Raw genomic sequence first — 12338 nt, forward strand, 5'->3', positions numbered from 1 at the left:
AGCACTTTATGACCTTCATCGCTGGACACCCATTTTTAACCGATTTTCAAAAAAATCAACTGCTTAATAACATCAACCAAGCCACTAATATCAACCAAGCCAGCATCAACCAAACCACCAACTGCCAACTGACCGACATCATCAGCCAACAGGTTTTTATTTTTTCCACCACATTGAGCAAGCAAGAGCAAAAAAAAGCAATTGATTTGTTAAACGATGGCAAAACGTTTGAGCTGATGATGCCTACCGACAGCCAACGGCAACTGATTGTCAGCCCCCGTTTTGGCACAATTAGCCCTTGGGCAAGTAAGGCGACTGATATTTTTAATAACTGCGACATCGCCATCGAACGGGTGGAGCGGTTAATGGTTTATACGTTGGTGGGAGAAAATCTGCCTGAAACACTGCCCCATGATGTCGAGATGATGTTATATGACCGCATGACGCAAAGTTTGTTTTATGATTTGACAAAAGCCCGTCATCTGTTTGATGACCACGAACCTGCCCATCTGAATCATGTTGATGTCATGGGGCTGTCATCTCAAGGGGGGCGTGAAGCGTTAGAGTCTGCCAACCGTGAGTTTGGCTTTGTGTTATCGGATCAAGACATGGATTATTTAATGAATGCCTATGTCAATGAGCTAAAACGCAATCCCACCGATGTGGAGCTGATGATGTTTGCTCAAGCCAATTCAGAGCATTGTCGTCATAAGATTTTTAATGCCCAATGGATAATTGATGGTGAAGCACAGCCAAAATCTCTGTTTGACATGATTAAAAATACGTTCCAACAAAATCCCAACGACATTTTATCAGCGTATAAAGACAACGCTGCGGTGATTAAAGGGCATGATGGACAACGGTTTTATCCGCTTTTAAACCGTCAAAATAACCATTTAGAATACGATTTTCATCAAGAACCGATTGATATTTTGATGAAAGTAGAAACCCATAATCACCCAACAGCGATTGCGCCTTATGCGGGGGCTGCAACAGGTTCAGGGGGTGAAATTCGTGATGAAGGGGCGACAGGGCGTGGCGGTAAACCAAAAGTAGGGCTGACAGGATTTCATGTATCACATTTGCATCTGCCTGACATGCCTGAAAAGTGGGAAGCCGATTGTGGACGGAGCGGAGTGGTTTCTACCGCTGACTATGGCAAACCTGAGCGTATGGCATCGGCGTTACAAATCATGACTGATGCTCCATTGGGCAGTGCGGCATTTTGCAATGAATTTGGTCGTCCCAATTTGCTGGGTTATTTTCGTTCGTTTCAACTTGACATGTCTAAAGAGCAGGACGGTAGCCAAATGCGTGGTTATCATAAACCCATCATGATTGCTGGGGGTTATGGCAATATCAAACGCAATTTGGTGGAAAAAAATGCCATTCAAGCGGGTGATTTGCTGATTGTTTTGGGTGGCCCTGCCATGCAAATTGGGCTTGGTGGTGGGGCGGCAAGCTCTGTGGATAGTGGTGAGTTTGATGAAGGTTTGGACTTTGCTTCTGTGCAACGTGATAATGCTGAGATGGAACGCCGTTGTCAAGAAGTGATTGACCGCTGTTGGGCAATGGCAGAAGATGGCAACGATAAAAACCCCATCGTGTCCATTCATGACGTGGGGGCAGGCGGGTTATCCAATGCCATGCCCGAGCTTGTCAACGACCACAAATTGGGGGCGGTGCTGAACTTGCGTCAAGTACCATCACTTGAAAAAGGCATGTCGCCGATGGCGATTTGGTCAAATGAAGCCCAAGAACGTTATGTGCTTGCCATTCGTCCAAACAGTCTTGAGCTGTTTGATGACATCTGTGAGCGTGAGCGTTGTCCGTATGCCATTTTAGGCGAAGCAACCGAAGTGCGTCAGTTGGTGGTTGATGACCCACTGTTAAATTCAAACGGTGATTGCCAACCTGTGGACATGCCATTACAAGTGTTGCTGGGTGGTACGCCAAAAATGCAACGTTCTTTTAACCGTAGCAAACCAAATTTAACGGCTTTAAACCTAGAAAAAGTTCAATTACGTGAAGCGGTCAAAGATGTGTTACGTCATCCAACGGTGGCGAATAAATCATTTTTAATCAGCATTGGCGACCGCTCAATCACGGGCATGGTGGTGCGCGACCAGTTTGTTGGGCGTTATCAAGTTCCTGTGGCGGATTGTGCAGTAACAGCATCAGCATTCATGCCCCTTGATGGCAAACCCATGACAGGCGAAGCCATGAGCATGGGCGAACGCACACCAGTTGCTCTTATCAACCCTAAGGCATCGGCCCGTCTTGCCGTTGCTGAAGCCATTACTAACATTGCAGCGGCAAACATCGCCAAGCCATCAGACATTACCCTATCAGCAAATTGGATGGCAGCATGTGGTGAAGACAAAGAAGATCAAGCCTTATACGATGCGGTGCATGCGGTGGGTGAAGAGCTGTGTCCTGCCCTTGGCATTGCCATTCCTGTGGGTAAAGACAGTTTATCAATGCGTGCCAATTGGCGTGATGGCGATGATAATAAGTCGGTGGTGTCGCCCATGTCGCTGATCATCACCGCCTTTGCCCCTGTACAAAACGTGGCAAAAACATTAACCCCAGAGCTTGTTAATACCGACAGTGCCTTATATCGCATTGATTTGTCAAAAGGGCAATTTCACTTGGGTGGTTCTATCCTTGCACAAACAATAAGCCAACTGGGTGATGATTGTCCTGATTTGGACAATCCGCAAGATTTAATCAAATTTTTTAATTTTATTCAACAAGCCAATGAAAAAAACTTAATCACAGCCTATCATGACATTGGTGATGGTGGCTTGCTTGCCACAGTTGCTGAGATGCAATTCACCAGTCGTCAAGGGGTAAAATTGGTGTTAAGTGATGATAACTTGCTGGGTCAGCTGTTTGCCGAAGAGCTGGGGGCAGTTGTGCAAGTCTTGCCTGAACATGTGGTGGATTTGATGGCACTGGCAGACACCTTAGGCATGAATGACTTTATCAGTTTGATTGGACAAACCACCGATGAAGACAGCTTAATTATCCAAAGCCCCACTCAAACGGTTCGTTTTGACCGAGCTGAATTACAACAAGAGTGGACAAAGGTAAGTTATCATATTGCTAAAAATCGTGATAATCCTGCTTGTGTCCAACAAGAATTTGACCTAATTGCTGATAAAAACCATCAAGGTCTTATCAGCTTTACCAATTATGATTTAAATCAAGCGATTGAAACGCCTTATATCAACAGCCGAAGCACACAACCCAAAGTGGCGATTTTGCGTGAGCAGGGTGTCAACGGTCATTTGGAGATGGCAAGTGGTTTTACCCAAGTTGGGTTTAATGCCGTTGATGTGCATATGAGCGACTTGCTCAAAGGGCGAGTAAACTTGCGTGATTTTGATGGTTTGGTGGCGTGTGGGGGGTTTAGTTACGGTGATGTGCTTGGGGCTGGTTCAGGTTGGGCAAAATCGATTTTGTATCATGATGAACTAAGAATGCAGTTTGTCCGCTTTTTTAACCGCCCAGAGACGTTCTCTTTAGGCGTGTGTAATGGCTGTCAGATGATGAGCCAGCTTAAAGAGTTAATTCCGGGGGCAGATAATTTTCCACGCTTTATCGCCAATAAATCTGCCCGCTTTGAAGCCCGTACTGTCAATGTCAAAATTGAACGCACTAAGTCGGTGCTGTTAAAAGGCATGCAAGACAGCATTTTACCCATTGCTGTGGCACATGGTGAAGGATTTGCCACCTTGAGCGACACTGACATCACTGGCATGACCGCCCATGGGCAAGTGGTGATGCGATATGTGGATAGCCATGGCAATCCAACCGAGCATTATCCGCTTAATCCGAATGGTTCACCACAAGGCATAACAGGCATTTGTAGTACCGATGGGCGAGTAACCTTGATGATGCCACACCCAGAACGAAATCTAAAAGCTTATAACCATAGCTGGAAGCCAAACGAATGGGACATCAATGGTGATGGGGCGTGGTTGAGACTGTTTAGAAACGCGCGGGCGTTTTTGCGGTAAAGACTTTGTTAATAAGACTTTGTTAATAAGATTTTGTTAATGGTTAATATATGAAACTTCGTCATCTCACCTTTATTGATTGATTTATTCGCAGGCATGGGCGGTTTTCACACCGCCTTGTCCGCCTATGGAGCAAAACGTCATTTCCTTGTTCAAGCTTGCACCATTCATCATAAAAAATCTTGGTAATCAACGAAAAAAACATATAAATTGATTGGCTTTTTGATAGTATTTTCTGTGTCTTTTTTATTTTCATTCATTCTAAGGTACAGATTTATGAATAATGACTGCATATGGTCACAAGTCAGTAAAACCAATCTTTCTTATAAATTTACACTAACAACCATCGTTGCCAGTATGTTATTGGTTGGTTGTGGGGAATTGAGTAATTCTACCAACCAAATTGTTACTTCAAAGACTGATGCCCCACAGATGCCAAATATCGAGTCGAATAACAAAACACCTGTTGTCTCTTCTGAAAAATCAGACTCAACAGCCAAATCCGATAAAAAACAATCAAACCCATCTGATGCCCCACAGATGCCAAATATCGAGTCGAATAACAAAACACCTGTTATCTCTTCTGAAAAATCAGACTCAACAGCTAAATCTGATAAAAAACAATCAAATCCATCTGATGCCCCTAAAAATACCGATAAGCCCAAAGACACCAACAAGCCAGTCAATCACGTCATCAAAAAACCACTTGTCGACAACAAGCCAAAAATTTCAGCAACAGAATCACAAAAAAACAGAATAGAGCAAGCATTGCGTACAGGTAATGCGTCATTTTTACAAAAACAAGACATCAGTGCTTTAACCACTCAAGCCATCGAGTTGCCCAAATCGCAACTGGCACGTCAGCAGGCGATATTAGCCAGTATCCTAAGTGATGATAAAAATCAGCCATTAGATCAAACCTTAAACATCGCCAACAATGCGGTAGCATACGGCAGTATCCCGATTAATACTCATGATGTGATGAATAACATACCACTTGCTCAATCAGACTCAGGTCTCACCATGTCTGCTTTATCTATTGCCCATAATGGTCGTGGTTTGATGTATGGTCGAGATGTGTTGGGAGACATTGTGAATGAAAACAAACATCTTGCCCACCGAGCCATCTTAGCAAATGCCCTACGCTGGGTAACCAGTGGCAATGCCAAAACCAACCCAACAGCAGTTAAGATTGCCAGCGTTCATTATGATGCCAAAAAAGCACAAAAATTTTATCAAACCCACATGAATGCCACAGCAAACATTGTTAATTGTGATGTGTTTGCCAGCAATAATGACTGTTGGAAATCGGTAGATGTGATTTTTTTGGGTGATAATGCTGCCACCCGTCCTAATGCCACCCAACGTATCAGCGAGTTTATGCAGGCAGGTAAAGGGGTGGTGTATATGGCAAGTGGTTGGTGGAGTAACCGACCTGAAGACGGTCTTAAAGCCAATACGCTGGCACAAGGCATGGGATTGTCTGTTGACGCTGGCAATGGTAATTATTGGGCAAGTGGCGATCATCTGCAAATCAAGACTCATCGTACCCTTAAGCAGAGTTTAAGCAAAGCGGATCGCTTAAGCGGCATTGTTGATGTGCTAACGGCACTCAATGACTCAAACCCAACCACTGACTCGACATTGAATGCAAATCATCCTTGGATACGCACCATCAACCAAACTTCTCACTATTTAAAAGTGATGAATGAAGCGGGTAAATCACCATTTGAATCCCAAGATATTGAGACTCTTAAGATTTGGCGTTACTTGGTGCTATTGGCTGACATGTACCGTCCTTCTGTGGTGTATAATAAGGTCAAACCCACAGACACCGCCACTTTTTTAACCATGTATGTTGCAGATAGCTGGCTGGATTATACACGTCAACACATCACTGCCTTGCCTAAAGGGGCTGGTGATTATATGCCAGCTGAAGCCATAACTATCCCAGTTAGCCAAGAGTGGGAAACCATCACCGTTACCATTCCGCAAACATCAGGGGTAACGCTGATTGGGCGTGCCAGCATTCCAAGCCAACCAATAAGCATACAGGTTGTGTCAAACACCGCTAATCAAGACAATGCCAATGCCAAATTGAGAGTACAAACCAGCTATTTGCGTGCAATGGGCAACCCATTTGAAGGTTATCAACGCCCACGTCGTCCACAAAGCCATAGCTTACCCATCAATGACCAAAATGAAAGCGTACTCAATAGTCCTTTTGGTGGTCCATTGATATTAAATTATAATAATGCCACTGCTGGTTCAACCATTACTTTACGTATCAAAGGCTCAGCAAAATACGCTCACTATGATTTTACTCAGCCCATCACGGATGCTCAGATAAATGAAGCAACCACTTCGCTACAAAGTCGTAAGTTTGGCTGGAACACCTTTAAATTCACAGGTGGCGACATTCAGCAAATCACCCCTTATGCTTTAAAATCAATGGGCAATGACCCACGTAAATATGTTGATGACATCAAAACGTTTGTGTTTGAAAGCAACCACATCGCCAATGGCTACAACAACATTACCATTGCTCCAACCACCAAACAATACTGTAACACTTTGGGTTGGGACTGCACGGGTACTGTTCACAACGCGCCGAATGTTCAGCATTTTATTGGCTGGATTGCTCAATGTGGTTGGTTGTGTTCTGGCAACCCCACAGATGCTTTTACAGGCGTTGATACAGGTTGGGGCTGGGTGCATGAGTTGGGGCACAACACCGTACAACGTGTGCTGACTTTATCTTTCAAAAGCTCAGAAAATGGTCAGCAAATTGGCTGTATGGTGGAATGTGATAACAACCATTTAGCGGGTTTGAGTATGTTGCGCAAATATCAGTTATCTGGCGGTGATTATAATACCGATAACTTTGCTCATTGGTTGATATATCGTCAACTTCAGCAAGCTCGTGCCACAGGCAAAACAGGCAAAGAGCTACGCCTTGCCACCGAAAAAGCAATTTGGAATGGTGATGGTTATGCCAATAATGGTGGTAAACGAGCCTTTGCCATGCAACAAGCCTTTGCTTATTCTCGCTTGCATCTAAAACAAGCACAACCTGACTTACAGGGTGTTTTTGAATATTTTAAATTGTTAAATATTGGCAATCGTTTGGTTGACAAACTGGATTTAACCAAAGCCACCGCAGAACAAAAAGCCAAATATGGGGTAGGGGCATACAACCAAAACAACATCAGCAATATCGACCTAAACTATATTTTGACTTCCAAAATTATTGGTCATGATATGAAAGATGTTTATGAGGTTTATGGTCTGCCAATTTCAGAACAAGCACATCGGTCAGTTGCCATGCTAAACTTACCCATCGCTCCAGTGAACTTTTATGCCATTGCTAAAAACCGCACCAATCATCTTAATGAAGGTCGCTGGATAGATAAACTGCCTGTAACAGGTGCATTACCATCATATCCGTTCCCAACCAATTAATGTCATCAATACTTAAGCACCATATCTGCTTGCCACCATAAATATTGAGTGCCATGAATGTGATTAACAGCAGTAAAAAAGTCCAGCAAGTTAATGACTGTTGGGCTTTTTTGATGACTTAAACCCACCATAAATCAAAACACCTTGATTCAACAACAAAAAACCAGCAGAATTAACAAATGGAAGAAATGAAGAAATATGGTTAAATCATGATTAATTTTTTTTAAATTTTTTTAAAATTGTTATTAAGACAATGTACTTCCGTTTACGGTAAGTTTATTGCAAAAAGTTAAATTGCAAAAAGTTAAAACAATGACAAAAGCAATCCCTTAAAAGCAATCCCTTAAAAACAATCTCTTAAAAGCAACCCCTTTAGGACACACCATGCGTATTTTAACCAGCCAATCAGCCACATTTGAGCAAGAGCTTGATGATTTACTTGCCTTTGAAACCGTCAATGACCCCAAGTTGCTTACGACAGTCGATGACATCATTGCTCAGGTACGCCAAGGTGGCGATGATGTGGTTTTGAAGTTAACTCAACAATTTGACAATCACCCTGGCAAAACTTTTGATGAATTAATCATTGCTCAAGACACGCTAAAACATGCTTTTGATAATCTGTCATCAGAGGTGAAAAGTGCATTGGAGCTATCAGCAAAACGCATTCAAACTTTTCATCAACAACAAGTTCAACACAGTTGGACATACCAAGATGAGCTGGGTAATACACTGGGGCAACAAGTCACTTCATTAGATAAGGTTGGAATCTATGTGCCAGGAGGATTGGCAAGCTATCCGTCAAGTGTGCTGATGAATGCCATTCCTGCCAAAGTGGCAGGCGTGGGTGAGATTATTATGGTTGTGCCAGCCCCAAATGGCAAACTTAATCCGTTGGTGTTGGCAGCAGCCTATTTGGCAGGGGTGGATAAGGTGTTCACCATTGGGGGAGCTCAAGCGGTGGCAGCATTGGCGTACGGTACGGACAGCATTGCCAAAGTGGATAAAATCACAGGGCCTGGTAATAAATATGTTGCTGCTGCCAAACGGGCGGTATTTGGGCAAGTGGGTATTGACATGATAGCAGGGCCATCAGAGGTGTTGGTGTATGCTGAAGGTGAGGATAACGACAGAGCCGATTGGCTTGCCATGGATTTATTAAGCCAAGCTGAGCATGATACAGTGGCACAGGCAATTTTTGTTACCACAAGTGAATCTTTGCTCAAAGAGGTGGCACAACAAATTGATAAAGCTTTGACTGTTTTGCCAAAGGCAGATATTGCCAAACAAGCCATTGCCAATCGTGGGGCATTGATTTTGGTAAAAAATCGGACAGAAGCCATCACGGTGATTAACCGCATTGCTCCTGAGCATTTGGAGTTATCACTTGATGAACCTCAGGCGTTGCTTGCAGACATTCGTCATGCAGGTGCAATTTTTATGGGGCGGTTTACCCCTGAGGCGATTGGCGATTATTGTGCAGGAGCAAATCATGTGTTGCCAACATCAGGAACGGCAAGATTTAGCTCACCACTTGGGGTGTATGATTTTCAAAAAAAATCATCGCTCATTCATTGCACCCAAGATGGCAGTCAGTTGCTTGCCAAAACGGCAGATATTTTGGCAAGGCAAGAAAACTTAGATGCCCATGCGTCATCAGCTCGTTATCGGCTTAAAAAAGGTTAAAATTGCGTGGTATATTAATTCAAGGTTAGGTGTATTAAAAAATAAATGTGCTTGAAATTGATAACCACCATACCTATAAAGAAAGCTGATAAACAATCTTGATAAACAATCTTGATAAACAGCCCCCATATCCCAGCAAGTTTTTACCTAACTGATGAATAAGACCTAAGCTATGACCGTTGTGAATTCTGAATTTTCCATTGGACAACGATATCTATCCGACACTGAAGCCGAGCTGGGTCTGGGCGTGGTGGTGGCAGTAGATGACCGTTGTGTGCATATCTTGTTTGCTCAAAGTGAACAGACTCGTGCCTATGCCAAAGCGACTGCACCACTATCACGAGTGACGTTTAAGGTGGGCGATACCATCACCGATCAAGATGGCAATCACCATACGGTAACGGGCGTTTCTGATGTCATGGGTGTGCTGAAATATGATGTGGCAGGACAAAATAAAGGCATCATGGAAACTCGTTTGTCCGCCACCATCACGCTTGCTAAGCCCTTAGAGCGATTATTGGCAGGGCGTGTGGCACGCAGTGATTGGTATGAGTTGCGTCAAGACATTCTAAGAATGCAAACCGCCATCAATGCTCACCCGCTAAAGGGCTTGATGGGAGCAAGGGTAGACATCATTGAACATCAGTTATACATTGCTCATGAAGTGGGCAAACGCATCGCCCCACGGGTGTTGCTTGCTGATGAGGTGGGTTTGGGTAAGACAGTGGAAGCAGGGCTGATTATCCATCAACAGTTATTGTCAGGCAAAGCTGAGCGAGTGCTGATATTAGTACCAGACAGCTTACAATATCAATGGATGATTGAGCTAAAACGTCGGTTTAATCTGGATTTTGCCTTGTTTGATTTGGTGCGTACCGCTGCCATCAAAGAGCATGATGCAAAGCAGAATGTATTTTTGACTGAGCAGTGCATCATCGCAGGGATTGATTTATTGCTTGACCATCATGATTTGTATGAACAGGCAATGATGGCAGGGTTTGATTTGTTGGTGGTGGACGAAGCCCATCACTTACATTGGGACTCAGAGCAAGGTGGTAATGATAAATATGAGCTGGTTGCTGATTTTGCCAGACAGACCGCAGGTGTGCTTTTGCTGACTGCCACGCCTGAACAGTTGGGGGTGCAGAGCCACTTTGCACGATTGCGATTACTTGACCCAGACCGTTTTGATGATTTAGATGATTTTATCGCAAGCTCCGATGCCTTTGCCAAAACCGCTCAAGTTGCCCATGTGCTGATGAGTGATAAGGTACTTAATGACGCTCAGATTGGGGCGTTAGAAAGCTTGCTTGGGCATGATTCTGGCAAACTTGCCAACATCAACCATGATGATAACCTAAAAACGCATGTGCTAAACGATTTGTTAGACCGACATGGCACAGGGCGTGTGTTGTTTCGCAACACACGTGACAGTGTGCAGGGATTTTATGGACGTTGTTGCCAGTCTTATCCGTTGCCATTACCAAATGATTGGCAAGGCAGTTATCAAACCACAGGTAAGCTTAAAGAACAGCTTTGGGGTGAAGAAAATCAGCCAGATGGCAGTTGGTTGGAAACTGATCCCAGAGTACCTTGGCTGATTGATTTGCTTAAAACCACCTTAAAATTTGATAAAGTGCTGTTAATTGCACGCAGTGGGGCGACCATCGAAAGCCTAGAAGCTGTGCTTAGATTGCATGCAGGCATCAAAACCGCCATCTTTACCGAACAGATGAGTTTGCTTGAGCGTGACCAAGCGGCGGCATTTTTTGCTGATGAAGCAGGCGCTCAGATTTTGTTGTGTTCTGAGATTGGCTCAGAAGGGAGAAACTTTCAGTTTGCCAGTCATTTGATATTGTTTGATTTACCTGCCAACCCAGATACCCTAGAACAGCGTATTGGTCGCCTTGACCGTATCGGTCAGCGTCAACGCATCACTTTGCACGTTCCGTATGTGCAAGGCACGGCTCAAGAGCGATTGTTTCGCTGGTATGATGAAGCATTAAATATATTTAACCAAATTTCCCCCACCGCCCAAGCGGTACAAGAGCGGTTCATTTATGAGCTAAAGCCACTGTTAGAAGGCAAATTACCCAACAATCAACAAGTGCCAGATGGTTCACATCTGACAGCGGTTAATGAAGCGGTCAATAAACAGCTAAGCGAGCTGATAGACGATGCCAAGCACACCCGTCTGCAGTTAGAAGCCGAACTGCAAGCAGGGCGAGATAAGTTGTTGGAATATAACTCTTGCCGTCCCAAAGTGGCTGGTCGCATTGTGGCTGCCATGCAAGAGCTTGATGATAATAACGTGTTGCCCATGTTTTTTGAGCGGTTTTTATCGGTGGCGAACATCGACCACAGTGAACAACGTGATGGCACTTGGGTGTTACATCCACCTGAAAGTGATGGCAAAGAGTCGGGCCATTTTGACGGCTTGCCCATCAGCGAAGATGGCATGACCATCACCTTTAATCGTAACCAAGCCTTGATGCGAGAAGACATCACCTATTTGACCCATGAGCATCCTTTGATGCAAGCAATCTATGAAATGGGCAGCACCAGCAGTTTTGGCAATACTTGTGTCGCCATGCTACATACCAACGCCATGCCAGAAGGCACATTGATGTTGGAGGTCAACTTTCAAGTGCATGCCATCGCCCCAAAACTGTTGAATCTGATGGCAGTGTTACCCAAACGCACCTTGCGAGTGTTCATCAGTGAGCAGGGCAAAGACTTATCTGATGCCATTTCTGCTGAGGTACTGGCTCCTTATATCAGCAGATTGGATAACAACCGAGCCAGACAAGTGGTTAAGCTTCGTAGTGAGGTCATCAATAACCGCTATCAACAAGCACAAATGTTGGCACAAAGTCAGCTTGATGGCATCAGTTGTACCGCCAAAGAACGCTTTAGTACCCAATGGCAGCGAGAGATTGACCGCTTGAGCCAATTACAAGCCATCAACCCCAATGTGCGTGACCAAGAAATCGAACGGCTAAAATCGCTAAAGGCCCAAGGTGAACAAGCACTTGGTGCTTTATCGCTCACACCTGACAGCATTCGAGTACTGGTGGCGGTAAAACCGTCTTAAACTTCAATTACTTAAACTTCAGTTACTTAAGTTTAAATGCTTATGGTTTAAATACTTATGTTTAAAAATTT

General features: G+C 44.1%; 4 protein-coding genes. All 4 read left to right on the forward strand.

Going from position 1 to position 12338, the window contains the following annotated elements:
• The first annotated feature begins 8 nt into the window (after positions 1-8).
• The 4 genes from purL (at position 9) to rapA (ending at position 12267) form a co-directional block, all read left to right on the forward strand.
• Entirely contained in the window at positions 9-4025 is a 4017-nt protein-coding gene (gene purL / locus B0682_RS06335) for a phosphoribosylformylglycinamidine synthase (RefSeq protein ID WP_078307488.1), read from the forward strand.
• 768 nt (positions 4026-4793) lie between these two features.
• On the forward strand, positions 4794-7487 hold the full coding sequence (locus B0682_RS06340) for an ImpA family metalloprotease (RefSeq protein WP_420845510.1): 2694 nt from the start codon (positions 4794-4796) through the stop codon (positions 7485-7487).
• Positions 7488-7871: 384 nt separating this feature from the next.
• Complete coding sequence (hisD, locus tag B0682_RS06345) at positions 7872-9173, forward strand: histidinol dehydrogenase (RefSeq protein WP_078307492.1); 1302 nt, start codon at positions 7872-7874, stop codon at positions 9171-9173.
• Between the two features lie 172 nt (positions 9174-9345).
• Positions 9346-12267: an RNA polymerase-associated protein RapA gene (gene rapA, locus B0682_RS06350; protein ID WP_078307494.1), complete on the forward strand. Its 2922-nt coding sequence runs from the start codon at positions 9346-9348 to the stop codon at positions 12265-12267.
• Positions 12268-12338: the final 71 nt, after the last annotated feature.

This window comes from Lwoffella lincolnii (assembly GCF_002014765.1).
Lineage (GTDB): Bacteria > Pseudomonadota > Gammaproteobacteria > Pseudomonadales > Moraxellaceae > Psychrobacter > Psychrobacter lincolnii.

Coding starts and splice junctions, on each gene's coding strand:
- purL (WP_078307488.1), top strand. CDS start 9: ATGACCTTCATCGCTGGACACCCATTTTTAACCGATTTTCAAAAAAAT.
- hisD (WP_078307492.1), top strand. CDS start 7,872: ATGCGTATTTTAACCAGCCAATCAGCCACATTTGAGCAAGAGCTTGAT.
- rapA (WP_078307494.1), top strand. CDS start 9,346: ATGACCGTTGTGAATTCTGAATTTTCCATTGGACAACGATATCTATCC.